Origin of the sequence: Ruegeria atlantica, from assembly GCF_013032505.1 — a bacterium.
Classification (GTDB): Bacteria; Pseudomonadota; Alphaproteobacteria; order Rhodobacterales; family Rhodobacteraceae; genus Ruegeria; species Ruegeria atlantica_F.
Genome location: NZ_WQCG01000006.1, coordinates 84,152 through 110,920, shown reverse-complemented (window position 1 = coordinate 110,920; position 26,769 = coordinate 84,152). Strand labels below are relative to the sequence as shown.

General features: G+C 57.7%; 27 protein-coding genes. 19 read left to right on the top strand and 8 right to left on the bottom strand.

Going from position 1 to position 26,769, the window contains the following annotated elements; genetic code table 11:
- Positions 1-60: 60 nt before the first annotated feature.
- From trxA to GOW92_RS19270, 3 genes are read left to right on the top strand one after another with little or no spacing between them, the layout of a single operon-like run.
- Positions 61-978 (top strand): thioredoxin, encoded by a 918-nt coding sequence (gene trxA, locus GOW92_RS19280; RefSeq protein WP_170563512.1) that lies wholly within the window; start codon positions 61-63, stop codon positions 976-978.
- A 27-nt stretch (positions 979-1,005) separates the two neighbouring features.
- A complete protein-coding gene (locus tag GOW92_RS19275; RefSeq protein WP_170563510.1) occupies positions 1,006-1,647 on the top strand; it encodes an LON peptidase substrate-binding domain-containing protein in 642 nt (213 codons plus the stop codon).
- Positions 1,644-1,829: a Trm112 family protein gene (locus GOW92_RS19270; RefSeq protein WP_109310669.1), complete on the top strand. Its 186-nt coding sequence runs from the start codon at positions 1,644-1,646 to the stop codon at positions 1,827-1,829. Before GOW92_RS19275 ends, GOW92_RS19270 begins: the two co-directional genes overlap by 4 nt.
- Here GOW92_RS19270 and GOW92_RS19265 read toward each other — a convergent pair.
- On the bottom strand, positions 1,826-3,088 hold the full coding sequence (locus tag GOW92_RS19265; protein WP_254453093.1) for an FAD-dependent monooxygenase: 1,263 nt from the start codon (positions 3,086-3,088) through the stop codon (positions 1,826-1,828). The genes GOW92_RS19270 and GOW92_RS19265 overlap by 4 nt on opposite strands.
- 54 nt (positions 3,089-3,142) lie before the next feature.
- On the opposite strand from GOW92_RS19265, the gene GOW92_RS19260 reads away from it, so the two are divergent.
- The 4 genes from GOW92_RS19260 to GOW92_RS19245 all read left to right on the top strand — a co-directional run bounded on the left by GOW92_RS19260 (position 3,143) and on the right by GOW92_RS19245 (position 9,310).
- On the top strand, positions 3,143-4,471 hold the full coding sequence (locus GOW92_RS19260; protein ID WP_170563508.1) for an amidase: 1,329 nt from the start codon (positions 3,143-3,145) through the stop codon (positions 4,469-4,471).
- Between the two features lie 108 nt (positions 4,472-4,579).
- A complete protein-coding gene (locus GOW92_RS19255; protein WP_170563506.1) occupies positions 4,580-5,761 on the top strand; it encodes an aminotransferase class I/II-fold pyridoxal phosphate-dependent enzyme in 1,182 nt (393 codons plus the stop codon).
- Between the two features lie 14 nt (positions 5,762-5,775).
- A complete protein-coding gene (locus GOW92_RS19250) occupies positions 5,776-8,673 on the top strand; it encodes a DNA translocase FtsK (protein WP_170563504.1) in 2,898 nt (965 codons plus the stop codon).
- A 40-nt stretch (positions 8,674-8,713) separates the two neighbouring features.
- Positions 8,714-9,310, top strand: a complete 597-nt coding sequence (locus GOW92_RS19245; RefSeq protein ID WP_170563501.1) for a LolA family protein — start codon at positions 8,714-8,716, stop codon at positions 9,308-9,310.
- Positions 9,311-9,322: 12 nt separating this feature from the next.
- Here GOW92_RS19245 and GOW92_RS19240 read toward each other — a convergent pair whose 3' ends face one another.
- Both GOW92_RS19240 and GOW92_RS19235 read right to left on the bottom strand, forming a co-directional pair.
- Entirely contained in the window at positions 9,323-9,904 is a 582-nt protein-coding gene (locus GOW92_RS19240) for a lytic transglycosylase (protein WP_170563498.1), read from the bottom strand.
- A 60-nt stretch (positions 9,905-9,964) separates the two neighbouring features.
- Positions 9,965-10,846, bottom strand: a complete 882-nt coding sequence (locus GOW92_RS19235; protein WP_170563494.1) for an AEC family transporter — start codon at positions 10,844-10,846, stop codon at positions 9,965-9,967.
- Positions 10,847-10,926: 80 nt separating this feature from the next.
- Between GOW92_RS19235 and hspQ the strand changes: the two genes are divergently transcribed.
- Positions 10,927-11,253, top strand: a complete 327-nt coding sequence (gene hspQ, locus GOW92_RS19230) for a heat shock protein HspQ (RefSeq protein ID WP_108861127.1) — start codon at positions 10,927-10,929, stop codon at positions 11,251-11,253.
- 34 nt (positions 11,254-11,287) lie between these two features.
- Here hspQ and GOW92_RS19225 read toward each other — a convergent pair whose 3' ends face one another.
- The 3 genes from GOW92_RS19225 to GOW92_RS19215 all read right to left on the bottom strand — a co-directional run bounded on the left by GOW92_RS19225 (position 11,288) and on the right by GOW92_RS19215 (position 13,890).
- Positions 11,288-12,865, bottom strand: coding sequence for a gamma-glutamyltransferase family protein (locus GOW92_RS19225; RefSeq protein ID WP_170563491.1), 1,578 nt, complete (start codon positions 12,863-12,865; stop codon positions 11,288-11,290).
- Positions 12,866-13,061: 196 nt separating this feature from the next.
- A complete protein-coding gene (locus GOW92_RS19220; protein WP_254453092.1) occupies positions 13,062-13,523 on the bottom strand; it encodes an ATP-binding protein in 462 nt (153 codons plus the stop codon).
- 28 nt (positions 13,524-13,551) lie between these two features.
- A complete protein-coding gene (locus GOW92_RS19215; protein ID WP_170563484.1) occupies positions 13,552-13,890 on the bottom strand; it encodes an STAS domain-containing protein in 339 nt (112 codons plus the stop codon).
- A gap of 102 nt (positions 13,891-13,992) precedes the next feature.
- On the opposite strand from GOW92_RS19215, the gene GOW92_RS19210 reads away from it, so the two are divergent.
- On the top strand, positions 13,993-15,165 hold the full coding sequence (locus GOW92_RS19210) for a thiolase family protein (RefSeq protein ID WP_170563481.1): 1,173 nt from the start codon (positions 13,993-13,995) through the stop codon (positions 15,163-15,165).
- A gap of 53 nt (positions 15,166-15,218) precedes the next feature.
- Positions 15,219-15,671, top strand: a complete 453-nt coding sequence (locus tag GOW92_RS19205; protein ID WP_170563478.1) for a GAF domain-containing protein — start codon at positions 15,219-15,221, stop codon at positions 15,669-15,671.
- A gap of 51 nt (positions 15,672-15,722) precedes the next feature.
- Here GOW92_RS19205 and GOW92_RS19200 read toward each other — a convergent pair whose 3' ends face one another.
- Both GOW92_RS19200 and GOW92_RS19195 read right to left on the bottom strand, forming a co-directional pair.
- Positions 15,723-16,112, bottom strand: coding sequence for an SHOCT domain-containing protein (locus tag GOW92_RS19200; protein WP_170563780.1), 390 nt, complete (start codon positions 16,110-16,112; stop codon positions 15,723-15,725).
- A gap of 112 nt (positions 16,113-16,224) precedes the next feature.
- A complete protein-coding gene (locus GOW92_RS19195) occupies positions 16,225-16,566 on the bottom strand; it encodes a DUF1294 domain-containing protein (protein ID WP_368040309.1) in 342 nt (113 codons plus the stop codon).
- A gap of 57 nt (positions 16,567-16,623) precedes the next feature.
- On the opposite strand from GOW92_RS19195, the gene GOW92_RS19190 reads away from it, so the two are divergent.
- From GOW92_RS19190 to GOW92_RS19150, 9 genes are all read left to right on the top strand, one after another.
- Complete coding sequence (locus tag GOW92_RS19190; RefSeq protein ID WP_170563475.1) at positions 16,624-17,193, top strand: helix-turn-helix domain-containing protein; 570 nt, start codon at positions 16,624-16,626, stop codon at positions 17,191-17,193.
- Entirely contained in the window at positions 17,193-17,816 is a 624-nt protein-coding gene (locus tag GOW92_RS19185; protein ID WP_170563472.1) for a LysE family translocator, read from the top strand. The genes GOW92_RS19190 and GOW92_RS19185 overlap by 1 nt, the downstream gene beginning before the upstream one ends.
- 4 nt (positions 17,817-17,820) lie before the next feature.
- Positions 17,821-18,201, top strand: coding sequence for a GFA family protein (locus GOW92_RS19180; RefSeq protein ID WP_170563468.1), 381 nt, complete (start codon positions 17,821-17,823; stop codon positions 18,199-18,201).
- Positions 18,202-18,216: 15 nt separating this feature from the next.
- Complete coding sequence (locus GOW92_RS19175; RefSeq protein WP_170563465.1) at positions 18,217-20,667, top strand: GcvT family protein; 2,451 nt, start codon at positions 18,217-18,219, stop codon at positions 20,665-20,667.
- Between the two features lie 18 nt (positions 20,668-20,685).
- Positions 20,686-21,162 carry a cupin domain-containing protein gene (locus GOW92_RS19170; RefSeq protein WP_170563462.1) on the top strand — a complete coding sequence of 159 codons (477 nt, stop codon included), beginning with the start codon at positions 20,686-20,688 and terminating at the stop codon, positions 21,160-21,162.
- Positions 21,149-22,225 (top strand): zinc-binding dehydrogenase, encoded by a 1,077-nt coding sequence (locus tag GOW92_RS19165; protein ID WP_254453091.1) that lies wholly within the window; start codon positions 21,149-21,151, stop codon positions 22,223-22,225. The genes GOW92_RS19170 and GOW92_RS19165 overlap by 14 nt, the downstream gene beginning before the upstream one ends.
- Positions 22,226-22,237: 12 nt before the next feature.
- On the top strand, positions 22,238-23,131 hold the full coding sequence (locus GOW92_RS19160; RefSeq protein ID WP_170563458.1) for a homocysteine S-methyltransferase family protein: 894 nt from the start codon (positions 22,238-22,240) through the stop codon (positions 23,129-23,131).
- A 10-nt stretch (positions 23,132-23,141) separates the two neighbouring features.
- Entirely contained in the window at positions 23,142-24,116 is a 975-nt protein-coding gene (locus GOW92_RS19155) for a GlxA family transcriptional regulator (RefSeq protein WP_170563455.1), read from the top strand.
- Positions 24,117-24,204: 88 nt separating this feature from the next.
- Complete coding sequence (locus GOW92_RS19150) at positions 24,205-26,658, top strand: GcvT family protein (RefSeq protein ID WP_170563452.1); 2,454 nt, start codon at positions 24,205-24,207, stop codon at positions 26,656-26,658.
- Positions 26,659-26,769: the final 111 nt, after the last annotated feature.

The window sequence follows — 26,769 nt, the reverse complement described above, 5'->3', positions numbered from 1 at the left end:
TTGGTTTCTGTCCCTCGCAGTTGCATATAGGGGCCAAATTCGAACGAAAGAGTGAACGCCATGGACCTTCTGAACGCCGCAGCCGGACCTGACACCACAGATCTGATCAAGGACGGATCCGAGGCCACCTTTATGGCCGATGTCGTTGAGGCCTCACAGGAAACCCCGGTCATCGTGGATTTCTGGGCCCCCTGGTGCGGTCCGTGCAAAACGCTTGGGCCGTTGCTGGAGGAAGCCGTGACCGCCGCCAAAGGGGCGGTAAAGATGGTCAAGATCAATGTGGACGAGGCGCAGATGATTGCCTCGCAAATGCGAATCCAGTCGGTCCCGACCGTCTACGCCTTCTTCAAGGGGCAGCCGGTCGATGGGTTTCAGGGGGCCGTGCCGGGGTCCGAGATCAAGGCGTTTGTGGACCGGGTGATTGAGGCCGCAGGTGGTGAAAGCCCCGGCGGTCAGTTGGATGACGCAGTTCTGGCCGCTGAAGAAATGCTGGCCGAAGGTGCAGCCGTCGATGCCGCGCAGACCTTTTCCGCCATTTTGGGGGAAGACCCGAACCACGCTGCAGCCTATGGCGGCCTGGTTCGTGCCCATATTGCAGCCGGTGATCTGGAGCAGGCCGAGGCTATCCTGAACGGCGCACCGGCCGAGATTTCGACCTCGGCCGAGGTTGAGGCTGCCCATGCCCAGCTGGAGCTGGCGAAACAGGCTGCCGATGCTGGTCCCGTGGGTGAACTGAAAGCGGCGGTTGAGGCGGATGCGGACAACTATCAGGCCCGGTTCGACCTTGCACAGGCGCTGCATGCCAATGGCGAGGTAGAAGAAGCGGTCGCGCAATTGCTGGAGTTGTTCCGCCGCGACCGTGAGTGGAATGATGGCGCGGCCAAGGCGCAGCTTTTCACAATTTTCGACGCGCTCAAGCCCAATGATCCGATTGTTCTGAACGGGCGGCGCAAACTCAGTTCGATGATATTTGCCTAAATCCCGATCAGAGCTACACTCGGATATATGATGCATCCCGCTGATCTGCCGGAGACGATATCCGTTTTCCCATTGCCCGGGGCGCTGTTGCTGCCCCGGTCTCGCTTGCCGCTGCATATTTTTGAGCCGCGTTATCTGCAAATGCTGGACGACGCGCTTAAAACGCCTGAACGCCTGATTGGCATGGCCCAGCCGAACCCCTGTCAGTCCAACGAAAGCAAGCTGCACCAAATCGGTTGTGCCGGACGTGTGACACAGTTTTCTGAAACCGAAGATGGTCGCTACCTGATTACTCTGTCCGGCATCTCGCGATTTCGGATCAAGTCCGAGCTGGATGCGTTTACGCCTTATCGCCGTTGTGCTGTTTCATGGGACGGGTTCGACCGCGATCTTGGCAAGGCCGAAGCGGACAACGCGTTCGATCGCTCACGGTTTTTGAATCTGCTTGAACGGTTTTTTTCGTCGCGCCAGCTGTCGACCGATTGGGAAACCTTAAAAGACGCCGATGATGAGTTGTTGGTGAATTCACTGTCGATGCTGCTGGATTTCGATCCCGAAGAAAAACAGGCTCTGCTTGAAGCACCTTGCCTTCGTACGCGCCGCGAGACATTGGTGACTTTGATTGAATTCGCCATGCGCGGCGGATCGAGCGAGGAAAAACTGCAATGACCGAAGCCGAACACCCTTTTGACCGCCACATGCTTGAGGCGCTGATTTGCCCGCAGACACACACCACGCTGCACTATGATGCCGAAAAGCAGGAATTGGTGTCCAAGGCTGCCAACCTGGCCTTTCCAATCCGCAACGGTATCCCGGTTATGCTGGTGGATGAAGCGCGCGAGCTGGATTAAATCGCGCGCCCTTGCAGAAGTTTCGGCAGATCTCCGGTCAGCCCGGCGGCCTCACGTACAAAGCCGCGACGTAGTCCGGGGACCGAGCCGACGATCTCCATCCCGATGTCGCGCCCGAAGCGCAGAATGGGGTTGTCGTTGGAAAACAGCTTGTTGAACACATCTGTCGCCATGGCAAGCGCCGCAGTGTCGAACCGACGCCATTCCTGGTAACGTTCCAAAACCAATATCGAACCGATATCTTCGCCACGTCGTCTGGCCAGTGTCAGAACTTCCGCCAATGCACCCACGTCGCGAAGACCTGCGTTCAAGCCCTGACCTGCAATTGGATGCATGCCGTGGGCGGCGTCCCCGACCAAAGCCAGGCGGTCACCGATAAAGGAATTGGCGATGGTCAGGTTTAGCGGATAGGTGAATCGGTCGCCCTGAAGGCGGATGTCACCCAGAAAATCACCAAAGCGCGGGCGCAATACCTGCAGATAATCCGCCTCGGGCATGGCGTTGATGCGTTTGGCCATCTCAGAGCGTTCGCTCCATACGATCGAACTGCGGTTACCGGTCAGCGGTAGAATTGCCAAAGGCCCCGGCGGCATGAAGAACTGATGCGCGATACCGTTATGGGGCAGGTCATGCTCGATGGCACAGACCAGCGCTGTTTGCCCATAGTCCCAACCTGTGCGCTTGATTCCGGCGCGCGTGGCTGTGCCACTGCGGCGTCCGTCGCAGCCCACCAGAAATCCCCCGGTCAGGGTTGTGCTATCATCCAGCATCAGCGTTACGCCGGTATCATCAGACGCCTGCGCGACAACGGTTTTGCCGCTGATCTGTGTGATGCTGTCCTGCTCGGCCATGGCATCCAGAAAGGCGCGGCGCAGGTGGCGATCTTCGACCATGTAACCCATTGGGCCTTCTTCGATCTCGGTATGGTCGAAATGCAGGAAAAACGGCGAAGGGCCAACTCCGGAATGGCCATCGGTGACCTTGATTTCAAGCATCGGCTGGGCATGTTCCGCTACCCTGTCCCAAACACCGATCGCATCCAAAAGCCGCCGCGAGGCCAGCGCCAACGCATAGGCGCGCCCGTCAAAGGCCGCGTTTTTTCGGGCTGTTTCGGCCAAGGCGTCGACGACGGTGACGGAATGACCCGTCTGAGCCAGCGCCAAGGCAAGGGCCGGGCCGTTTAGGCCGCCGCCAACGATCAGGATATCCGAGCTATGTTCCATGACCTGCAATATGCGCGCCCTTTCGGGATTGTCCATGTGCGGTCCTGTCGCTACCGTCCCTCAAGGCGATTTTTCCATAAGGGGGCGTGGATGCAGGACTGGCTGACTATGACGGCGTGTGATCTGGGCCGGGGTATCGGTATGGGGCAGATCGATCCGGTTGAATTGACCGAGACCTATCTGGCTGCCATCGATGCGCACCCGCATATGGAAAGAATCTATGCCCGCGTTACTCATGATCGTGCGCGGGCTGAAGCGCGGGCGGCGCAGGAGCGCGCTAATTTGGGCCTGCGGCGGTCCTTGCTTGACGGTGTGCCGATCAGCTGGAAAGACCTGTTCGACACCGCCGGAACGGCGACCGAGGCCGGCTCGGCCTTGCTTAAGGGCCGCGTGCCTGAGGCGGACGCTGTCGTTGTACAAAACGCCACGGCGATGGGCACGGTCTGTCTGGGTAAGACGCATATGAGCGAGCTTGCGTTCTCAGGCCTCGGCCTGAATCCGGTTACCGGGACGCCTCCAAGCATCGACGACGTAGAGGCGGTTTCTGGCGGCTCTTCTTCGGGTGCGGCTGCATCGGTGGCCTGGGGTCTTGCCGCCTGTGGGATCGGTTCGGACACGGGGGGATCGGTGCGCATCCCCGCGGCCTGGAACAATCTGGTCGGCCTGAAAACCACCGCCGGACGGGTCAGCCTTGAAGGTACAGTGCCCCTGTGCCTGCGGTTTGATACAGTTGGTCCGCTGGCGCGCTCGGTCGAAGACGCAGCCCAAATGCTGGCTTTGCTGGAGGGGCGCTCTCCACCGGATCTTCGCGGCGCCAGCCTCAAAGGTCGTCGCTTTGCCAATCTTCAGACTGTGGCGCAAGACGATTTGCGGGATGAGCCGCGCAAGGCGTTTGAAGAGGCGTTGGAAAAACTCACCGAGGCCGGTGCCGAGATCGTATCGCTGGACGTCCCCGAATTGAAGGAAGCGATGGCGCTGTCCGGCATTCTGTACACGACCGAGGCCTATGGGTTGTGGCGCGATGTGATCGAAGCCAATCCCGATGCCATGTATCCCGAGATTCTGGAACGGTTTCGGTCGGGTCGAAACGCGACGGGTGCCGATTACATCGCTGCCTGGTCCAGGCTAAAAGCCTGTAGGGCTGCATGGGATGCGGCAACATCGGGTTTTGCCGCGGTGCTTGCGCCCACAGCGCCCATTCTGCCGCCGAATCTGGATCGGTTGATGAATGACCATGAATACTATGTCACGGAAAACCTGCTGGCTCTTCGCAACACACGTATCGGGAATCTGATGGGGCTGGCTGCGCTGACGCTGCCGACCGGAGCTTCCGGGTGTGGCGTGATGATAATGGGATATCCGGGGTCAGAAGAAGCCTTGCTAAGGCTGGGATCAGCGGCTGAGATGGCGTTGGCCTGAATGCCACAATCCCCTGATTCGCCACCTCTTTGTCTGGACGAAACCGGGTGCGACCTGTAACCTGTCTGTAAAACGGGGCGAAATGATCCCGGTATTGAGGCAGTAGTTATGAATTTCCCCGAACGGTTTTCGGACCTACCGGAATATGCATTCCCGCGTCTGCGCACCCTGTTGGATCACCACCAGCCGGGTGGTGAAGTGATTCACATGACCATCGGCGCGCCTATGCATGATTTCCCGTCATGGGTCACCGATGTGATCACAGAAAACGCGGCCGGGTTTCAGGGATACCCGCCCAATGAAGGCTCGCCCGAATTGCGCTCGGCGATTACCGGCTGGATTGATCGCCGCTATGGCGTTTCGATGGACCCCGACACCAATGTGATGGCGTTGAACGGCACACGTGAAGGCCTGTACAACGCGGCGATGGCACTGTGTCCCGAGCAGAAGAATGGCGAAAAGCCTGCCATTCTGTGCCCGAACCCGTTCTATCAGGTTTACATGGTAGCCTCTCTGTCGGTGCGGGCCGAGCCGGTTTTTGTGCCTGCAACAGCCGCCACCGGTCACTTGCCGGACTATGCCAGCCTGCCCAAGGATGTGCTGAACCGTACTGTTGCGGCCTATATCTGTTCGCCTGCAAACCCTCAGGGCGCGGTCGCCTCGCGCGAATATTGGGTCGAACTTATCCAACTGGCCGAGACCTATGATTTCCGCATCTTTGCGGACGAATGTTATTCAGAGATATACCGCGACGCGGCACCAACAGGTGTTCTGACTGTGGCGCAGGAACTTGGAGCGGATCCGGAACGGATCACCTTGTTCAACTCTCTTTCCAAGCGGTCAAATCTAGCGGGTCTGCGCTCAGGCCTGATTGCAGGCGGTCCTGAAACGATCAAGCGGGTCAAGCAGTTGCGCAACTATGCAGGTGCACCTTTGCCACTGCCATTGCAGGCTGCTGCTGCCAAGGTTTGGGCGGATGAGGCGCATGTCGTCGAAAACCGCGCGTTGTATCAGGAAAAGTACACTATCGCGGACGAAGTCTTCGCCGGCATCCAGGGCTATATGCCACCCGAAGCCGGTTTTTTCCTGTGGCTGCCAGTCGAAAATGGCGAGGAAACCGCACTAAGGCTGTGGCAGGAAACCGGTGTTCGGGTTCTGCCTGGTGCATATCTTTCTCAAGGTGATCCGGGGCAAAACCCGGGCGAACAATTTATCCGGGTCGCAATGGTGGCCCCAAAAACAGAGTTGCGGCAGGGGCTGATTACGCTCCGCGACTGCATCTATTCGTGAGGTACGAGGGCAAAATGGCATCATATAATGCGCGCAACCGCGATCCATTGCTGGACAGCACGACTCAGGCCGCCATCGAACGGCGCAGCAAGGAACTGATCGGGATCGCTCTGATCCTGCTAGGGCTGGCTTCAGCCGCGATGATCTGGTCCTACACGCCGGATGATCCGAACTGGATGGTGTCGACAGACGCGCCGGTGCAGAATTGGATGGGGCGGATCGGGGCGTCGATCGCTGCGCCGCTGTTCATGATCGTCGGATGGGGCAGTTGGAGCATCGCGTTGGTGCTGATTGGCTGGGGCATTCGCTTTGCCGGGCATTTCGGTGAGGAACGCGCAGTGGCCTGCCTTATCTTTGCTCCGATCTGGATTGCCATCGTTTCCGTTTATGCCGCGACTTTGGTGCCGGGTGAGGCATGGCGCACGACCCACAGCTTTGGTCTGGGGGGCTTGTTTGGTGATACCGTAATGGGTGCATTGCTGACACTGCTGCCGATTTCGTCACATTTCATGGTCAAACTGATGTCGCTGGCGATGGCTGCTGGCATGTTGGCATTAGGGACATTTGTTCTTGGGTTCACAAAGGCCGATGTGCGCAAGGGTCTGCGCGCCTTCCTGCTGGGTCTCGTGATGTCCTATGATATGCTGATGAATCTCTTGGGTCGCAGTGCATCGGTCACCGCGCAGGCCGCCCGCGATCGCCGGGCGCAGTGGGACGAGCGTAAAGCCGCCCGCGCCGAGGCCGCCGAGTCCGTGTTTGACGATGATATGGCCTATGCCGATCCGATGTTCGAAGAGCCGGATTTCGAAGAACCCGAGCCCGCCAAACCAGGCCTTCTGGCACGGATGCCCAGCTTGATCCGCCGTCCGGATCCGATGCCGGAGCCGGAACTGGTCGACCGAGACCCGGTTGCCGGATTTGATGAAATGCCTGGTGAAGATCGCATCAAGTCCAAGATTTCCGCAGCCGTGCGCAGCCGTAAGGTGGCCACCGGTGAGATGGCACCTGAACACGATCCAACCCTACCTTTGACCAAAGGGCGTGGCCGGGGGCCGGACCCGCTGATCCTGAACGCCAGAGGCGGGGAAGAGCTTCCGCCCGAGCCGCCGATGACCTTGGACGGACTGCCACCCGAGCCGATGCTGACAGCAGAGCCGGAACCCGAGTGGCGGCAAGAACCTTTACATCAGGACTTTGCGCCCGAGCCCGCATTTGAGGATGAGGCCGTATTTGAAGATACACCCGGGCCGGAACAGGTTCCGCGTCCTGCGATGAAAATTCCAGTGGCCGAACCGCGCAAGCCCGTCGTGGCGCAGCCTGTGCGCCGCACGCCGGCACCTTCGCGCCGCGCGCAGGCCGAAGCGCAACCCGCGTTGTCCTTCGAAGACCGTCATTCGGACTTTGAGCTGCCACCGCTTAGCTTGTTGTCCAACCCCGCTAGCATTCAGCGCCACCACCTCAGCGATGAGGCATTGGAAGAAAACGCACGCATGCTGGAAAACGTTCTGGATGACTATGGCGTCAAGGGTGAGATCGTCAGCGTTCGCCCTGGTCCGGTTGTTACCATGTACGAACTGGAGCCCGCTCCGGGCCTGAAGGCCAGCCGCGTGATCGGTCTGGCCGACGATATCGCACGTTCGATGTCGGCGCTGTCGGCTCGCGTTTCGACTCTTCCGGGACGCTCGGTGATCGGGATCGAATTGCCCAATGAAAACCGCGAGATGGTGGTGCTGCGTGAAATCCTTGCAAGCCGGGACTTTGGCGATGGGAACCACGCGTTGCCGCTGGCCCTAGGCAAAGATATCGGTGGCGAATCCGTCGTGGCGAACCTGGCCAAAATGCCTCACCTGCTGATCGCAGGGACCACTGGGTCCGGTAAGTCGGTGGCAATCAACACCATGATCCTGTCGCTGCTTTATAAGCTGACGCCGGATGAATGTCGCCTGATCATGATCGACCCCAAGATGCTGGAACTGTCTGTCTATGATGGCATTCCGCATCTGCTTTCGCCCGTTGTGACCGACCCGAAAAAAGCGGTTGTCGCCCTGAAGTGGGTCGTGGGTGAGATGGAGGACCGTTATCGCAAGATGTCCAAGATGGGCGTCCGCAACATCGCGGGCTACAACGGCCGCGTTAAGGACGCGTTGGCCAAGGGCGAGATGTTCAGCCGCACAGTGCAGACCGGGTTCGACGATGAAACCGGCGAGCCAACGTTCGAGACGGAAGAGTTCGCGCCCGAAGCGATGCCCTATATCGTCGTCATCGTTGATGAGATGGCTGACCTGATGATGGTTGCCGGCAAAGAGATCGAGGCTTGCATCCAGCGTCTGGCGCAGATGGCGCGGGCCTCGGGTATTCACCTGATCATGGCCACGCAGCGTCCGTCGGTTGACGTCATCACCGGTACGATCAAGGCGAACTTCCCGACCCGGATTTCGTTCCAGGTGACGTCGAAAGTCGACAGCCGCACAATTCTTGGCGAGATGGGCGCCGAGCAACTGCTGGGGCAGGGCGACATGCTGTATATGGCCGGTGGCGCCAAGATTACCCGTTGCCACGGGCCGTTTGTCTCGGACGAAGAGGTCGAGGAAATCGTCAACCACCTGAAACAGTTCGGTCCCCCGGATTACATGAGCGGAGTGGTCGATGGCCCGGCTGAGGAAAAGGCCGACAATATCGATGCGGTTCTGGGCCTGAACACGGGGGGCAACACCAACGGCGAAGACGCGCTGTACGATCAGGCGGTGGCGATTGTGATCAAGGATCGCAAATGCTCGACCTCGTACATTCAGCGGAAACTTGCCATTGGTTACAACAAAGCTGCGCGGCTTGTTGAGCAAATGGAAGATGAAGGCGTTGTTTCGTCGGCAAATCATGTCGGGAAACGCGAAATCCTCGTCCCTGAGCAATAGGATATTTAATAACAAGGGCAGAGCGCTTATCTGAGGAGTTATGAAACAGATTGCCTTTGCCCTTGCTTTGACACTCGCCGCGCCTGCGGCCTGGGCGGCTGATAAGCTGCCGTTGTCCCAAATCTCAAACTACCTGAACGGCCTCAAAACCGTTGAGACCACGTTCACGCAAGTTAATGATGACGGCTCGTTGAGCACCGGAAAGCTGTGGATGGAACGGCCCGGGAAAATGCGGTTTGAATACGACCCACCCAACAGCGCCGTAGTACTGGCACGCGCCGGTACGGTTCAGATATTTGATCCGAAATCTAACCAACCCCCCGAACAGTATCCGTTGAAACGCACGCCCTTGTCGCTGGTGCTGGCGCGCAACGTCAACTTGGGGCAGGCGAATATGGTGGTCGCCCACGACTTTGATGGAACGGCTACCGTTGTCACGGCTCGGGACCCAAAAAACCCTGAATCGGGCCGGATTGAGCTGATGTTCACAGGGGACCCGATTGAGCTGCGCAAATGGGTTATTCACGATAACGCTGGCAGTCAGACGACCGTTCTGCTGGGCCAGTTGAATACCGGTGGAAATCTCAGCAACGATCTGTTTTCAAGATCAAATAGAAGCGGGTCAGGCAATCGCTGACCCGCAATCTTGTCAGTAGCGGCAGTTCGCCAGCTGCGCCTGATAGAGCTTGGCGCGTGCATCCACATCATTGGCGACGTTCAACAGCCAGGATTTGCTGTTATAGCTGCCGCGGGCAAAACCACTGTGTCCCTCGTGATAGGCCAGATACTGGTTGCGTGTATCACTGGGGTGAATGCCGTTCCGCTGATGGGTTTTGTTCATATACCAGCCGATGAAATCTGACGCATCGCGAATGCGGTCCCGTTTGGCGCGGCGCTTGCCGGTTTCCTTGCGGTATTCATCCCACGTGCCGTCCAATGCCTGGCTGAAGCCATAGGCGCTGCTCTGACGGCCCATCGGGATAACGCCCAGAACGTATTGGTGGGGCGTGCGTGCATCGTGCTTATAGCGGCTTTCCTGATAGATCGTCGCCATTTGGACGTGAATCGGGACGCCCCATTTCCGCTCGGTGCTTTTAAACGCCTTGATAAAGTCGGGCCGTTCGCGCGCAATGCTGCACGCATCGTTCAGTCTGCTCGGTGGCTGTTTGGACCCGCCACCACAGGATGCCAAAAGCAGCACCCCAAGGAGTACGAAGAAAATTCTGCTCATGTGCCTCGTGCCTTTTTTCTTTATTCTAGCGCAGATTGAGAGTTTAGGAAATCACAATCGTTATAGAACAATCGCTAGAATTAAGGGCAAAGCGCCCACGGACAGCACCGTTGACACCATGACCATCCCGGCAACAGCGTCTGAATCTGCGTCAAATCGCTCGGCCAGAAGGTAGGATGTCACTGCGACCGGGGTACACATCTGCAAAACCAGTACTCCGAAGGCGATGGAATCCAGATCAAAGACGCGCGCGATTGCCCAGCCCAGCCCAAAGCAGACAAGCAGTTTTAGGCCTGATAGCCAGATCGCCTGACCCAATTTGCGGGTTGTCAGCCTTGCGATCGCGACACCTACTGTTATCAGCATCATCGGGACTGCCATCTGGCCCAGCAACTCTAGCGTGTTGGTCAGGAACAAAGGCGTTTCCCAATCCTGCCACAAAAACAAGGCCCCAAGCAGGGTTGCCCAGACCATGGGTTCACGCGCAGCTTTACCGAATGCACCCTGCCCAGCGACAAGGTAGATGCCATAGGTGAAGGAAAACAAAGCGGTGATGGCCAGGAAAATGACTGCAAATCCCAAACCAGCCTGACCAAACGCAAAAATGCATAGCGGCAGGCCCAGATTGCCAGTGTTTCCGAAAATTAGCGGCGAAAGATAGGTACGGCGGTCCAGGCCAGAAAGCCGAACGAAAACGCCAAATGCTAGGGCCAGCCCAACATGACCCGCAACTGCGGCCAGCGTGAAACGCGTCAACTCTCCTGCCGGAATCTCTGTCTGCATCAGCGCAACAAAGATCAGGCTGGGCACAGCAAGCGTCACGGCAAGGCGCGTTACAAACTCCAAACGATACTCAAAACCCAGTTTGACCCATGTAAATCCGATGCCCGCCAGCAGGAAGACCGGTGCAACAATTTCGAACACTGTCAGTAAGATGTTCACAGACTGTTTCCTTTAATTTCCGATCAATGATTGGCATTTCGGCGCGGAAAGAGGTAGTAAGATCTCTGGGGGCTGAAAAAATGCTGAAGACAAATGCCAAGTACCGCCTGGGACAGGTGGTCCGCCATAAAAAGCATCCCTTCCGAGGGGTGATTTTTGACGTGGACCCGGAATTTTCCAATACGGAAGAGTGGTATCAGGCCATTCCCGAGGACAGCCGCCCCATCAAGGATCAACCGTTTTATCATCTGCTCGCAGAAAACGATCAATCCTTCTATGTGGCTTATGTTTCAGAACAAAATCTGGTTGCGGACCAATCCGGGGAACCGGTTGAGCATCCTGATATTCCTGACATGTTCGGTCCTTTCGAGAATGGCGCGTACCCGCTGCACTTTAATTTGAACTAAGAAATTTGGTGCGCCAATTCGCCCGCCCCGGTGGTCAGTAACCTAATGCACAACCGTCTTTTCTGGGGTCGCTTGCGCCCTCTAGAACGCCGTCTGTGCGGATTCGGATAGCTTGCGCGCCGCCAAGGGGCGTTTCTGGAACCTGAACGTTGTGTCCTAATTCGCGCAATTGTTGAGATGTGTTAGGCGAAATTCCGCGCTCAAGTTTCAAAACGCCGCCATCCGCGAAGGCGCGCGGGGCGTCGATGCTGGCCTGAAGACCCAATCCATGATCGGTGAGGTTGGACAATAGGCGTGCGTGGCCAGTTGGTTGAAAAGCTCCGCCCATCACGCCAAACGGCATTAGTACCCGGCCATCCTGTTTAAGCATTCCGGGAATGATCGTGTGCATTGGGCGCTTGCCCGGGCCAAATTCGTTTGGATGATCAGCCTGCAGGTTGAAACCAGAGCCTCGGTTCTGCAGCAAAATCCCATATTTTTCTGATGCGATACCGGACCCGAAGCTGTGAAATATGGAATAGATCAGCGAAACCGCCATCCGATCCCGGTCAACAACCGTGATATAGACTGTGTCTTTGTGAATGGCCTCGGTTAACGGGGCTGCCGCTGGCATGGCGCGCTTGGGGTCAATCAACGCAGCCAGCTTATCGGCCACCGTCTGGTCAAGGAACCGTTCAGCGTGGGTTGTGTGATCTGGATCCGCAATGAACCGATTGCGCGCGTCATAGGCGAGTTTCGAAGCCTCGGCCTCAAGATGTATGAGTTCGGGGCCAAACGGATCAAGGCCCGCCAGGTCAAAGTTCTTCAGGATATTCAGAAGCAGGATCGCCGTCGCACCCTGTCCGTTTGGCGGATGTTCGACCAGATCAATGCCCTTGTAGCTTCCGCTTACGGGCCGGGTGTCTGTGCATTGCGTGGCCAGAAAATCCTGGGCCGTGTGAACTCCGCCCAATGCCGTCAGGGCGTCGATCATGTCCTGCGCAATTTCACCGGAATAAAAGGCATCACGGCCATTGCGTGCAATCTGGCGCAGGACTTCGGCCTGCCCCGGCGCGCGAAAGTTCTGGCCTACATTTGGCGCTTTGCCGTCAGTCAGGTAATGCTTGCGTGCAGCCCCCTGCAGCGTGTCAGCCCCCGTTTTCCAATCATAGGCGACCCGGGGTGCGACCGGGACACCGGCCTCTGCATAGTGAATGGCAGGTGCCAGTATCTCATCCAGCCCAAGCCTGCCCTCGGTTTCTGCCAGATGGCAAAAGGCATCAATCGCACCGGGAATGGTCACCGCATCGGGTGTATTCAACGGCACTGTATCCAGCCCCTCGGCTCGCAACTTGTCCGCATTGACCGCCGCCGGTGCGCGTCCGGACCCGTTCAGAGCGCGTATCTGATCTTCACCTGCACGGTTGAATAGAACAAAGCAATCGCCACCGATGCCTGTCATCTGCGGCTCGCAAATGCCCAGCAGCACAGCGCCTGCGATGGCAGCGTCCATGGCATTGCCGCCTTGCTGCAGGATATTTACGGCAACCTGCGCCGCCAGAGGATGCGATGTGGCGCACATTCCCTCGGTTGCCAGAACTTCGGACCGACCTGGAGTGTGAAAATCCCGCATAGCTTTGCCTTCCCCTTTTGAACACGCCGAACGTAAAGCGCGGTCAGGGATTGTCTAGTCACATCAGCGGGAAGGGAGATCCTCGGCGCCGTTCACTGGGTGGGGGCTGTGACACTAGGCGCCGAGGGAAGCTATCTGAGCTACAGATATCTGTTTGCCCTTTGTTTGCGGCGCGCCGATGGTGCGATCGGGGCCTTTATGTGGCCTTTTTGGGTCCGGCGGAGGGGTTTGGGAAGTCAAACCGCAGCGACAACCAGTTGCAGCCATTGCGATGCTCATAGCGAATGTCGCTGGTCAGTTCATGGATCAGGAACCAGCCAAACCCGCCTTCGGGTAACTCATCGAGCGTAGAACCCAAAGGCGCAGGCACACCATCCGGCACGCGAAAGCCGGGCAACGGATTCCCTGTGTCAGAGATCAGAATGTCCAGCCAGTTTTGATGTAACCGACAATGCACCCTGACCTTGGCCGGAGTGACGCCCGCATAGGCATGCTCGATCACATTGTTGATCGCCTCGGCCAGCGCAATTTTCACGTCGCTCGCCTTGTGTGAAGGTAGGCCCTGCACCTCAAGTCCTTTGCTAAGCTGGGCGATGCCTGCACTGGCTTCGGTTTCGGTGGCAGCAAAGCTCAGATCCAAGCAGTTCCCGTTCCCCATGGACATCGCACCTATTCAATCCGTGACTTCATTCCGCCGACCGTGCAATGGCGTCGTCCAGAGTCTGGTAAAGATTGAAAACCGTATCCATACGGGTTAGCCGAAATACCTTTTCGACAAAAGGGTGTAGCCCTGCCAGATCCAGCCTGCGGTCGCTGCCCAGTTGTTTCATTGAAGCAACGATGGCCCCAAGGCCGCTTGAATCGATAAATTCGACCCCCGTCAGGTCCAGGACGACGCGCGGCGCGCCACCGTCGGCCTCATTGCGCATGTCTTCCTTGAACTGAATGGCCATTGCGGCATCGATACGGTCAGAATGCACCGTTATGATCTGCGTTGTGTCTGTTGTTTTACTGGTCAGGGCCATGCGCGCGGGCTCTCTAAACTAAAAATTACTCGTAGAAATACGCTAGACGGGAATTCTTACCATTCGGTATCCATCCCAGTAGAAAAACGGAGGAGCATCCAAATGAAACACGTCGTTATCGCTGGCGCAGCACGGACCCCGATGGGTGGGTTTCAGGGGATGTTCGATACAGTGACAGCAGCCGATCTGGGCGGTGTTGCGATCAAGGCCGCGCTACAGGGTGCAGGGACAGAGACCGTTGACGAAGTTCTGATGGGGTGCGTCTTGCCTGCCGGGCAGGGCCAGGCACCCGCTCGCCAGGCCGGTTTCGCAGCAGGGCTGGGCGAAGACGTTCCTGCCACGACGCTCAACAAAATGTGCGGCTCGGGTATGAAAGCGGCCATGATGGCCTACGATCAGATTGCATTGGGGCACGCGGACACAATGATCGCAGGCGGGATGGAGAGTATGACGAACGCGCCATACCTTCTGCCCAAAATGCGCGAGGGCGCGCGGTTGGGTCATGCGCAGGCAATGGATCATATGTTTCTGGACGGGCTCGAGGACGCCTATGACAAAGGTCGCCTGATGGGCACATTCGCTGAAGACTGCGCCGAGGCCTATCAGTTCACGCGCGAGGCGCAGGATGAATACGCGCTGCGTTCTTTGTCGAATGCACTGGCCGCACAGGAAAATGGTGCATTTGCGGATGAAATCACGCCCGTCTCGGTCCGCACTCGCAAGGGCGAAGTCACCCAGTCCGCGGATGAGCAGCCGCTTTCCGCGCGGCCCGAAAAAATCCCAACGCTCAAGCCAGCCTTTCGAAAGGATGGTACCGTCACGGCTGCAAACTCTTCTTCGATTTCAGATGGTGCTGCCGCGTTGGTGCTGGCATCGGAGGACGCGGCAAAGGTGCAGGGCCTGAGCGTCCGCGCGCGTATTGTCGGCCACGCCAGCCACGCGCAGGCACCAGGGCTGTTTACGACCGCGCCAGTTCCGGCCGCGCAAAAGTTGCTGACCAATATCGGTTGGTCGAAAGAAGATGTTGACTTGTGGGAGGTCAACGAAGCGTTTGCCGTCGTGCCGATGGCCTTCATGCACGAGATGGGCTTGCCCCGCGATATGGTCAATGTGAATGGTGGGGCCTGCGCTCTGGGCCACCCGATCGGTGCGTCAGGGGCGCGGATCATGGTCACGCTGCTGAATGCGTTGGAAAAGCGAAACCTGAAACGCGGCGTTGCGGCCATCTGCATCGGCGGCGGCGAAGGCACGGCGATAGCCATCGAACGCGTTTGACGCTTCCTCTTTTTCCAAATACTCCGGCGCAGACCCCTGCCACGAGTTCCGACATGACAGCCGATTACGACACACTTGCCAAAACCATCACCGCCCTGACCGAAGGCGAAACTGACAGCGTGGCTCTGATGGCTACAATTGCGTGCGAGGTGCACCATTCCGATGATCGGTTTGACTGGACAGGTTTCTACCGTGTCACTGAGCCCGGGCTTTTGAAGATCGGACCTTATCAGGGTGGGCACGGTTGTCTGGTTATCCCGTTCGACCGCGGTGTCTGTGGCGCTGCGGCCCGAACGGGAATGGTACAATTGGTGCCGGATGTGGAAGCATTTCCGGGCCATATCGCCTGCGCGTCTTCGACCCGGTCCGAATTGGTGCTACCCGTGCTCAATGCCGCCGGTGACGTCATTGCTGTGTTCGATATCGACAGCGACCAACCCGATGCATTCAATGAACAAGACGCAAACCAACTGGGCAAAATTCTGTCCAGCGTATTCGCCAAATAGCCAAGGCCGAGGGCGTAACCCCCGGCCTCGTCTATCTCATGATGTCAACGATCAGGTGTTCAGAAGCTTGGCTTTCTGCGCGGCAAATTCCTCGTCCGTCAGAACGCCTTTTTCCTTGAGCGTTGCAAGCCGTTCCAGCTCATCCGCGGCAGACACGGTCGCGACTGAGCGGATATAGTCCTTTTGCGCCTGTTCGATCTGGCTCATGGCTTCGGCATTGTGCTGGTGCATTTTGTCGCCGCGGACAATCAGGTAGGCCAGAACACCCATCCAAGGAATCAGGATGACAAAGGCAATCCAGACTGCCTTTCCACCGCCACTTAGGTCCTTGGATCGGAAGACATCGGCCACAACCGAAATCATCACCCAGAACCAGGCCACCATCAGGAACAGCCAGAAGATTGACCAGACTATGTCGAAGAAACCGATGCCGTTGTCCATTTGTCATCCAACCCTTTGCGAATGCGTAAGAATATTCATATTCAGATAGCATTGGACTGTAGCAGACAGTTTGCCGGTTGGTTAGTGTCAATTCTCCGTTGGTTTTACTACGCTACGCCAGGCTGGGTAATTCAATGACAGTTAGAAGATAGGCCAGCACAGCTTGAATGCCGAATATCCCGAAGATGTAGTATGAAAACAGGCGCTTGCGGGTTTTGTGTCTGAATATCCAACGACCCAGCAATGCGCCTGGACTGCCGCCCAGCGCCGCTAACCACAATAGGTTTCGTTCAGGAGTACGCTTTTTTCGCCGCCTTGCCTGCAGTTTATCCCAGCCAAAGGCCAGCAAAGTCAGCGCGTTGATGGTCCACAAGTAAATCACCATAATCCACATGGTGGACGGATACCCAAACAATGTTTTGCGTCCAAGTGAAAAATATCTTGGTTTTTTCACGGAATCAGCGCATCGTGAAAAACGAGGATAAAATTTCACCAAGCCCCGGAGCGTTCAGTGAACAGCCAAGCCCCGCACAGCGCCACACTCGGAGCCGATCTTCGGGCTCTGCGAAAGGCGCGTGGGTTGACGCTGACCGAGATCGCTGCACGTCTGGGTCGTTCTGTTGGTTGGCTTAGCCAAGTCGAGCGCGACAAGTCCGACCCCTCAATTTCCGACCTGCGCCAGATTGCCGAATGTCTGGGCGTGCCGATGTCGATGCTGTTCGCGCATTCTTCCGCTCCGGCAGATGAGCAGGGGTATGTGGTGCGCGCCGGAACGCGCCGCCCGATGGGGTCCGGTGAGGAAGGGTTGATCGAAGAACTGCTGTCGCCCGATCTGACCGATGATTTCGAAATGGTGCATTCCACGTTCAAGCCCCGATCGAAAATGCAAACTCCGGCCAACCGACCAACGCAGGAGGTAGGGTACATCGTGTCAGGGCGGTTGGAACTGACGATCAGTGGGCGCCAGTTTTCGGTTGGCCCCGGCGACAGCTTTCGGATCAAACATGAACCCTATCAATGGTCGAACCCCTATGATGAGCCCGCAGTGGCCATCTGGGTTATCGCTCCGCCGGTGTACTGATGAGCTTTGAAGCCTGGACCATATTCGCGCTGTTTTGGGTGGTGTTCGTCACCACTCCGGGGCCGAACGCGGTCAATTGCATTTCCAACGGGATGAGCCTGCCGTTTCCGAAAGCGATGCTGGGAGTGCTGGCGATTCTAACGCAGGCCAGCACGTTTCTTGTCCTGTCAGCGCTGGGTGTGACCGCGCTGATCGCAGCATCCCCAACCGGGTTTTTTATCGCCAAACTGGTAGGGGCAGGGTTCCTGATCTGGGTTGGGGTTCGCGGCTGGATGAATGCCACGCGCCCGGCCCCGGCAAGTGAGCGACCCGCGCGCCATGTGTATCTGCACGCACTGGCGGTCGCTACGATCAATCCTAAAAGCGTAGCAGGTTACCTCGCCGCTTTTTCCCAGTTTGTGCAGCCTGATGTTCCGATCTGGCAGCAGATGGTCGTCATCATGCCTACGGCGCTGATCATCACCACGCTTAGCTACACCGGGTTCACCGTGTTGGGCGCGCTGATGGGCAAGGCTGCGCTTGGAGCGGTTTTCAACACTTGGGTGCGTCGTGTCATGGCCGCCTGTTTCATCATCTATGGCGTTTTGCTGGGTGCCAGCTCCACGCCCGCAGCTAGGGGGTAATCAGATGCACAAAGGTTCTTGCCTCTGCGGCGCAGTCGCGTTCACGATTGACGGAGAGTTGTCGCCGCCTTCGGCCTGCCACTGTGGCCAGTGCCGAAAACAGTCCGGCCATATCTGGTCTTCGACCTGGACGCATCAGGACAACCTGAGCTTCACCGCAAGCGATACGCTGACTTGGTTCCGCGCCTCGGACACCGCCCGCCGCGGGTTCTGCCGGTCATGCGGTTCGTTCCTCTTTTGGCAGCACAATGACGAGGACACGATTTCAATTTCCATGGGTGCGCTCAGCGAGCCCACGGGTCTAACGCTCTCGAAGCATATCTTTGTCGCCGACAAGGGCGATTACTACGACATCACGGACGATCTGCCCCAACGGGCACAGTAACAAGGATCAATACCAATGAGCGATTTTCCGACAAAAGCCCGCGTGGTTGTAATCGGTGGCGGTGTGGTGGGGGCTTCCTCGCTGTACCATCTGGCCAAGAAAGGCTGGACTGATTGTGTTCTGCTGGAAAAGAACGAACTGACGGCAGGCTCGACCTGGCACGCGGCGGGTAACGTTCCGACGTTCTCGAATTCATGGGCGATCATGAATATGCAGCGGTACTCGACCGAGCTGTATTCGCGTTTGGGCGAAGAGGTTGACTACCCGATGAACTACCATGTTTCGGGCTCAATCCGTTTGGCGCACAGCAAAGAGCGGATGCAGGAGTTCGAACACGCGATGGCGATGGGACGCTACCAGGGCATCCCGATGGAGATGTGGACACCGGAAGAAGCTAAAGAGCGCTATCCATTCCTAGAAACGCACGATCTTGAAGGCGTACTGTACGACCCGACAGATGGCGACATTGATCCGGCGCAGCTGACACAGGCGTTGGCCAAGGGTGCCCGTGACATGGGTCAGAAGATCATCCGCTTCTGCCCGGCGACCGGCGTCACCCAGCACGACGACGGTACCTGGACTGTCCACACTGACAAGGGTGACATCGATTGTGATTACGTCGTGAACGCGGCCGGCTACTACGCACAGCGCGTGGGGGAGTGGTTCAAGCCCTTCGGCGGTCGTACCGTTCCCGCAATGGTCATGAGCCACCAGTACCTGCTGACAGACGAAGTGCCTGAAGTCGAGGAATGGTCCAAAGCGAACGGAGGCAAGAAGCTGCCGTTGCTGCGCGATGTGGATATCTCGTACTACCTGCGGCAGGAAAAGAACGGCTTTAACCTTGGTCCTTATGAGCCCAACTGCAAGGGCCACTGGATGACCGAAGACGATGCAATGCCCGAGGATTTCTCGTTCCAGCTGTGGAATGACGATCTGGACCGCATCGAGGACATCGTCACTGACGCGATGGAGCGGGTGCCGTTGATGGCGACCTCCGGCGTTGGCCGTGTGATCAACGGCCCGATCCCCTATGCGCCGGACGGGCTGCCGCTGATCGGCCCAATGCCCGGTGTGAAAAACGCGTTCGAGGCACACACATTCACCTTTGGCATCGCTCAGGGCGGTGGTGCAGGTAAGGTGCTGGCCGAATGGATCGTCGATGGCGCGACCGAGTGGGATATGTGGGCCGTCGATCCGCGCCGCTACACCGACTACACAGATCAGGACTACTGCAACCAAAAAGGTCTGGAGGTTTATGGCAACGAATACGCCATGCACTTCCCCCATCACGAATGGCCAGCAGCGCGCGACAAGAAACTGTCGCCGGTGCATGACAAGGTCAAGGCGCTGGGCGGCGTGATGGGTGCCTATAACGGATGGGAGCGGGCTAACTGGTTCGCGAAGCCGGGCGATGACACATCGCTTGATGCCACCCATACCTGGGGTCGGTCCGGCCCGTGGGAGCAGCGGATCCAAGAGGAATGCGAGGCCGTGCGGGATGGTTGTGGAGTGCTGGATCTGCCAGGCTTCTCGCGCTTCATGGTCAAGGGAGAGGGCGCCGCTGAGGCGCTGCGCGGCCTCGCAACCGGTGGGTTGCCAAAGGTCGGCCGGATGAACCTCATCTATATCTCTGATGACCGTGGTCGCATACTGACCGAGATGTCCTGTATCCGTATAGGTGAGGATGAGTTCATCATGATCACCGCCGCAACTGCACAGTGGCATGATCGGGACATCCTGATGAACGCAATGCCTGCGAGTGTTTCGATTGAAGACGTTACCACGACACGGGATACATTGATCGTCACTGGTCCGAAGTCGCGCGAGATACTGTCGACTATGACGGATGCGGATCTGACCTCGGGGTGGCTGACTCATCAGTCTGCAACTGTTGCAGGCCAGCCCGCCTATCTGATCCGCGTCTCCTTCGCGGGTGAGCTGGGATGGGAAGTCCACGCTCTGAACGAGCATATGCCCGCGATCTATGACGCGATCATCGATGCCGGTGCCACGCCGTTCGGGATGTACGCTCTGAACTCGCTGCGGATCGAAAAGGGTTACCGTGCCTGGAAGGGCGATCTGTCGACCGACTACTCGCTGTTGGAAGGCGGTCTTGGGCGGTTCGTCAAGCTGGACAAGCCGCAGGACTTCCCGGGCAAGGCTGCGATCCTGAACGAAAAGCAGCAGGGCGTGAAGAAGTCGTTTGTCACGCTGACCGTGGATGCGGGCGATTGCGACGCGCCGTATATGTCCTGCATCTGGCAGGGCGATCAGATCGTGGGCGAGACCACGTCAGGCGCATGGGGATACCGCGTTGGCAAATCCATAGCGCTGGGCATGATCAAGGCCGAGCTTGCCAACCCCGGCACTGAGCTTGAGGTCGAAATCTACGGCCAAAAGTGCCGCGCTGTGGTAGAGCAGGATCAGCCGCTTTGGGATCCCGAGAACGAGCGGTTGCGCGCTTAACTTCTCACGGAGACTGCCATGAGCAAACGATACGCCAAACTGGGACCCGGTGAGGGTCCCAACTATGACTGGGAAAACGACCACACCTTTGTGAAGGTTTCCGGTCAGGACACGGATGGCGCATACACGCTTATGGAAGACAATCTGAAGGCCAGCTTCGCGCTTGGCCTTCATCGCCATGACAACCATGCCGAAACCTTCTATTTTCTGGAAGGTTCAGTAGATTTCTATGTTGATGGTGACTGGCATCGGTGCCCCCCGGGTACAACCATGCATGTGCCGCCCGGTGTGCCTCATGCCTGCCGCGTGGCCGATGGTGCGCCTGGCAGAATGCTTATGATCTTTCAGCCCTCGGGGTTCGACGGATTTCTTGCCGAACTGGCGGCGATGGACGAGGCAGACTTCGCGGATGAGGCGAAGATGGCCGAGTTGAATGCACGCTATGACATCGTACCGATGGGCCCGGTTCCCGCTCATCCGGATGATCAGCAGTGAAGGGGCGCTGATGGCTGTTCCTGAGATCATGTCTGGCGTTTACTTGACCCGTCATGGCGGCCCCGAAGCGCTGGAGTGGCGCGAGGATATGCCGGTCCCAACACCCGGCCAGGGTCAGGTGCTGGTTCGGGTCGCGGCCGCGGGCGTTAACAACACTGACATCAATACACGGGTCGGTTGGTATTCTTCGGACGTCACCGGTGCCACGGATGATGTCGATCAGGATGTCGACGCCGGCGGCTGGGGTGGAGCGCTGTCTTTCCCTCGAATTCAGGGTGGTGACCTGTGCGGTTACGTCGAAGTGGCCGGTCCCGATACCGGGTTCACAGCCGGGCAACGCGTGACCTGTCCGATAAATCTACCGCGTCCACGGCCAGGCAACCCGACGGGGTTCATCGCGCTGGGGTCTGAAATCGATGGGGCCTTTGCGCAATACTGTCTGGTTGAGGCAAGTGATCTTTATGACGTCACAGCCTCCCCATTGTCGGACGTCGAAATTGCTGCAATCCCTTGTGCATTTGGCACAGCCGAGAACCTGTTGACCCGCTCAGGTGTGACTGCAGGCCATAAGGTGCTGATCACCGGCGCTTCGGGCGGCGTGGGTCTTGCCGCTGTACAGCTGGCAGCACTGCGCGGAGCGACGGTTTGGGGCGTAACGACTGCAGCCAAGGCCGAGGTGGTCAAGGCGCAAGGTGCCATTGATACCTTTGATCGCAAAGCACCATTGCCCAAAGATATCTTCGACGTCGTGATCGACGTGGTCGGAGGCCCGGCATGGCCGGATCTGGTTCTGGCGCTTAAACCCGGCGGGCACTATGCTGTTTCCGGCGCAATCGCAGGACCAATCGTCCAGGCCGACCTGCGCGAGATTTACCTTCGCGACATTACCATTCATGGCTGCACGCATCAGGCATTCGATGTATTTGGCCGCCTTGTCGAGATGATGAACGCGGGCCGCATCAGGCCTTTGGTTTCCAAGACCTATCCACTAAGAGACATCGCCAGAGCGCAAGAGGACTTCCAGTCCAAAGCGCTGCCGGGAAAACTCGTTCTGATTCCGTAGGAAGGTTGGCAAATGGCAGAAATAACGCTTCTGGATGGCTCGATTGGGCAAGAACTGGTCAAACGCAGTGGGGACAAACCCACTCCGCTGTGGTCGACGCGCGTAATGATCGACCATCCCGAATTGGTGCAAGAGGTCCACGCCGAATATTTCCGCCGTGGCGCAACGGTTGCCACGACCAATACTTACGCGGTCCATCGTTCTCGGTTGGAGCGCCTGGGTATGGAAGGCCAACTGCCCGAGCTGATCCATGCTGCGGTTACTCAGGCGAACCGGGCGCGAGGGGACAGTTCCGGTCGCATCGCTGGCGCGCTGGGCCCTTTGCTGGCGTCTTATCGTCCCGATCTGAAACCCGACGTGGAAGACGCCGCGAAAAAATTTGCCGAGTTGGTTAACCTTATGGCCAATGACGTTGACCTTTTCCTGATCGAAACCGTGTCCTCGGTGCAAGAGGCCGAAGGGGCTTTGCGTGGCACGAAGGATGCGGGCAAGCCGGTCTGGCTGGCTCTGTCGGTCATGGACGATGATGGATCGCGCCTGCGCTCTGGAGAACCGCTTGGAGATATTGCGCCCCTTGTTGAGCAATTCTCTCCTGATGCGGTTCTGATCAACTGTTCGCGCCCCGAGGCCATTCATGCTGCGCTTGAGGTCATAGCCACGCTAGGCCGGCCATTTGGGGCTTATGCCAATGGGTTTACTGGAATTACCCAGGAATTCCTGAAGGACGCCCCAACAGTGGATGCTTTGGAACAACGCCACGATCTGGGGCCCGATGAATACGCCGGTCACGCCATGGGATGGGTAGAACAAGGGGCAACGATTGTTGGTGGATGCTGCGAAGTCGGTCCGGACCACATCGAGGTTCTTGCCGGCCGCTTGCGGTCCGCCGGGCACCAGATTGTCTGAAAGGAAAGTGATGCCATCGACGTCCAACATCCCGGTTGTTACGGCTCAGCGGCATTTCGACATTGTCGTAGCGCCAGGCTTTGTGCTGCTGGAACTGGCGTCTTTGGTTGAGGTACTGCGACTGGCGAACCGCGTTTGCCCAAACCCTCCGTTCACCTACACCTATCGCTCGCATAAGGGTGGTCCGATTACCAGCAGCAGCGAAGCGACGATCCAGACCGAGTGCATTCCGCCCCAGCCCAACGCGGACTATCTTTTTGTCATCGGCAATTCCGACCCTGATCATCCGGACCTCTCTATGGGGCGCGTCGTATCCGACTACACGTACCGCGGCGCGCAGGTCTTTCTACTGTCCGAGGCGGCAAGCCGCTATATTGACGAGCAGGGGACCGAGGATATGTCGACCCATTGGGAAAACGCGTCCTTTCTGCGCGAACGCCGCGCTCAATTCGAAGCCAAACTGTCGATTGCAACGGAACAGGGCGCCGTTGTGACCTGCGCCGGGATGGAGGCGACAACCGATGTCGCGCTGGCGGTGATCGGGCGCCACATATCTGGGCCAACCAGAATGACCGTGGCCGATATTATGCTGCACGAGAACATCCGGGACTTTTCCTCGCTTCAGCCCTTTTCTGGTTCAAAAACCACGGCAACCGGTGACGCCAAGCTGGATCAGTGCATCAAGGTGATGCAGGCCAATATCGAAGACCCGCTGCCGATACGGGAAATCGTCGAAGCACTAAAGCTTTCGAACCGTTCTCTGGAGCGGAAGTTCAAGAACTATTTCGGAACCACACCAAACGGCTTTTACCGCGAGATGAGGCTGGCCAAGGCCAATAACCTCCTGCTGAACACTACGATGAGCGTGCGCGAAATCGGACTGGCCTGCGGGTTTCCCAACGGGTTTTCGTCGGTCTACAAAAGCTTTTTTGGGGTGACGCCCTTCGTGTTGAGACGCGAAAAGCGGCAAGTTAAACATGGTTGATTTTTGCAAATGCGCTGACGTTTTTCGTGCATTCTGCGTCGCTCTTCCGTGTATTTTGGCTGGAAACTCATAAAGCGGAATCATGAGAATGGCTGATCTTCCTACTAAGGCCCGTGTTGTCATCATCGGTGGCGGAGTCATCGGATGTTCGGTGGCGTACCACCTGACCAAAAAGGGCTGGAAAGACGTAGTGCTGCTGGAACGTAAGCAACTGACCAGCGGTACCACCTGGCACGCGGCGGGCTTGATCGCGCAGCTGCGCGCAACGGCGAACATGACCAAACTGGCGAAGTACAGTCAGGAGCTTTATGGCTCGCTTGAGGAAGAAACCGGTGTGGCAACGGGATTTAAGCGTTGTGGGTCGATCACTGTTGCGTTGACTGAAGAGCGCAAAGAAGAGCTCTACCGTCAGGCGGCCATGGCACGGGCCTTTGGTGTCGAGGTCGAAGAAATCGAAAATGAGCGCATTCAGGAACTGTATCCGCACATCAACCTACAAGGTGTGACGGGTGCTGTTTACCTGCCGCTGGACGGTCAGGGTGATCCGGCCAACATTGCATTGGCGCTGGCAAAAGGGGCCCGACAACGTGGCGGTATCGTCAAGGAACGCGTGAAGGTCACCGACATCGTCAAACAGGGCCGCAAGGTGAGCGGTGTTGACTGGGTCGCGGATGACGGCAGCGCCTCGGGCCATATCGAATGTGACATGGTCGTGAATTGCGCGGGTATGTGGGGGCATGAGGTCGGCAAGATGGCTGGCGTCAACGTTCCGTTGCACGCGTGCGAACACTTCTACATTGTCACAGAAGGCATCGACGGCTTGACCCAATTGCCGGTTCTGCGAGTTCCGGATGAGTGCGCATATTACAAAGAAGATGCTGGCAAGATTCTGTTGGGTGCATTTGAACCGAACGCCAAGCCGTGGGCGATGAACGGCATCCCCGACACGTTTGAGTTCGACCAACTGCCCGAGGATTTCGACCATTTCGAGCCAATCCTCGAAGCCGCGTGTGAACGTATGCCTATGTTAGCCGAGGCTGGCATCCACACCTTCTTCAATGGACCGGAATCGTTTACCCCTGATGATGCCTATCATTTGGGTCTTGCGCCTGAGATGGACAACGTCTGGATCGCAGCGGGTTTCAACTCGATCGGTATTCAGTCCGCTGGCGGTGCTGGTATGGCGCTGGCCGAATGGATGGACAGTGGTGAAAAACCGTTCGATCTGGGCGACGTGGACATCGGTCGGATGCAACCGTTCCAGGGCAACAAACAGTATTTGTTTGAGCGTTCGAAAGAGACGCTGGGTCTGCTGTACGCCGACCACTTCCCCTATCGCCAAAAGGCCACCGCGCGTGGCGTGCGCCGGACGCCGTTCCATCATCACCTGTTGGAACAGGGCGCGGTCATGGGCGAACTGGCGGGCTGGGAACGTGCCAACTGGTTCGCGAATGAAGGGCAGGAGCGGGAATACCAGTACAGCTGGAAGCGCCAGAACTGGTTCGAGAACTCGGCGGCTGAACACAAGGCTGTTCGCGAAAATGTCGGTATGTACGACATGTCATCTTTCGGCAAAATCCGTGTCGAAGGCCCCGATGCCGAGGCGTTCATGAACTATGTCGGCGGCGGCGACTACTCGGTGCCGAACGGCAAGATCGTTTACACACAATTCCTCAACCGCTCAGGCGGGATCGAGGCGGATGTAACGGTCACGCGCCTGACTGAGACTGCCTATCTGGTGGTGACCCCGGCCGCGACCCGTCTGGCGGATCAGACGTGGATGCAGCGCAATGCGGGCAACTTCAATGTCGTCATCACCGATGTCACGGCGGGCGAGGGCGTTCTGGCCATCATGGGCCCAAATGCGCGCACCTTGCTTGAAAAGGTCTCACCGAACGATTTCACCAACGCGACCAACCCTTTTGGCACCGCACAGGAAATCGAGATCGGCATGGGCCTGGCCCGCGCCCATCGGGTTACTTATGTCGGTGAGCTGGGTTGGGAAATCTATGTCTCGTCGGACATGGCGGGACATGTGTTCGAAACCCTGCACGAGGCCGGGCAGGACATGGGATTGAAACTGTGCGGCATGCACATGATGGACAGTGCCCGGATCGAAAAAGGTTTCCGCCACTTCGGCCATGACATCACCTGCGAGGACCACGTCGTCGATGCAGGGCTTGGGTTTGCGGTCAAGGTCGATAAGGGCAGCGACTTTATCGGTCGCGAAGCGGTGATTGCGCGCAAGGAAAGTGGACCGCACAACCGCCTTGTCCAGTTCAAACTGACCGACCCGGAACCGCTGCTGTTCCACAATGAGCCGATCATTCGTGATGGCGAGTATGTGGGATACCTCTCCTCGGGCAACTATGGCCACACGTTGGGCGGCGCAATCGGTCTGGGTTACGTGCCTTGCGAAGGCGAAAAGGCAGCCGACGTTCTGGCTTCGGCCTATGAGATCGACGTGTGTGGTGTGAAGGTGAAAGCCGAAGCATCACTCAAGCCGATGTACGATCCAAAATCAGAGCGCGTCAAAGTATAAAACCCTATGAACGGAAAGAGGGGCGCTTCGGCGCCCTTTTTTTGTGAACGTATCAATTTTGTTGATGTGAGTGTTCACGGTTTTCATAGTTTTCAAACCCTCCGGAACAAC

Bases quoted from the DNA above. Each gene is read 5' to 3' on its own strand.
- GOW92_RS19265 (WP_254453093.1), bottom strand. From the start codon at position 3,088: ATGGACAATCCCGAAAGGGCGCGCATATTGCAGGTCATGGAACATAGC.
- GOW92_RS19220 (WP_254453092.1), bottom strand. From the start codon at position 13,523: ATGGGGAACGGGAACTGCTTGGATCTGAGCTTTGCTGCCACCGAAACC.
- GOW92_RS19185 (WP_170563472.1), top strand. From the start codon at position 17,193: ATGAGCTTTGAAGCCTGGACCATATTCGCGCTGTTTTGGGTGGTGTTC.
- GOW92_RS19170 (WP_170563462.1), top strand. From the start codon at position 20,686: ATGAGCAAACGATACGCCAAACTGGGACCCGGTGAGGGTCCCAACTAT.
- GOW92_RS19215 (WP_170563484.1), bottom strand. From the start codon at position 13,890: ATGGCCCTGACCAGTAAAACAACAGACACAACGCAGATCATAACGGTG.
- GOW92_RS19155 (WP_170563455.1), top strand. From the start codon at position 23,142: ATGCCATCGACGTCCAACATCCCGGTTGTTACGGCTCAGCGGCATTTC.
- GOW92_RS19255 (WP_170563506.1), top strand. From the start codon at position 4,580: ATGAATTTCCCCGAACGGTTTTCGGACCTACCGGAATATGCATTCCCG.
- trxA (WP_170563512.1), top strand. From the start codon at position 61: ATGGACCTTCTGAACGCCGCAGCCGGACCTGACACCACAGATCTGATC.
- GOW92_RS19165 (WP_254453091.1), top strand. From the start codon at position 21,149: ATGATCAGCAGTGAAGGGGCGCTGATGGCTGTTCCTGAGATCATGTCT.
- GOW92_RS19150 (WP_170563452.1), top strand. From the start codon at position 24,205: ATGGCTGATCTTCCTACTAAGGCCCGTGTTGTCATCATCGGTGGCGGA.
- GOW92_RS19240 (WP_170563498.1), bottom strand. From the start codon at position 9,904: ATGAGCAGAATTTTCTTCGTACTCCTTGGGGTGCTGCTTTTGGCATCC.
- hspQ (WP_108861127.1), top strand. From the start codon at position 10,927: ATGCTGAAGACAAATGCCAAGTACCGCCTGGGACAGGTGGTCCGCCAT.
- GOW92_RS19160 (WP_170563458.1), top strand. From the start codon at position 22,238: ATGGCAGAAATAACGCTTCTGGATGGCTCGATTGGGCAAGAACTGGTC.
- GOW92_RS19250 (WP_170563504.1), top strand. From the start codon at position 5,776: ATGGCATCATATAATGCGCGCAACCGCGATCCATTGCTGGACAGCACG.
- GOW92_RS19260 (WP_170563508.1), top strand. From the start codon at position 3,143: ATGCAGGACTGGCTGACTATGACGGCGTGTGATCTGGGCCGGGGTATC.
- GOW92_RS19205 (WP_170563478.1), top strand. From the start codon at position 15,219: ATGACAGCCGATTACGACACACTTGCCAAAACCATCACCGCCCTGACC.
- GOW92_RS19180 (WP_170563468.1), top strand. From the start codon at position 17,821: ATGCACAAAGGTTCTTGCCTCTGCGGCGCAGTCGCGTTCACGATTGAC.
- GOW92_RS19270 (WP_109310669.1), top strand. From the start codon at position 1,644: ATGACCGAAGCCGAACACCCTTTTGACCGCCACATGCTTGAGGCGCTG.
- GOW92_RS19245 (WP_170563501.1), top strand. From the start codon at position 8,714: ATGAAACAGATTGCCTTTGCCCTTGCTTTGACACTCGCCGCGCCTGCG.
- GOW92_RS19175 (WP_170563465.1), top strand. From the start codon at position 18,217: ATGAGCGATTTTCCGACAAAAGCCCGCGTGGTTGTAATCGGTGGCGGT.
- GOW92_RS19210 (WP_170563481.1), top strand. From the start codon at position 13,993: ATGAAACACGTCGTTATCGCTGGCGCAGCACGGACCCCGATGGGTGGG.
- GOW92_RS19225 (WP_170563491.1), bottom strand. From the start codon at position 12,865: ATGCGGGATTTTCACACTCCAGGTCGGTCCGAAGTTCTGGCAACCGAG.
- GOW92_RS19275 (WP_170563510.1), top strand. From the start codon at position 1,006: ATGATGCATCCCGCTGATCTGCCGGAGACGATATCCGTTTTCCCATTG.
- GOW92_RS19200 (WP_170563780.1), bottom strand. From the start codon at position 16,112: ATGGACAACGGCATCGGTTTCTTCGACATAGTCTGGTCAATCTTCTGG.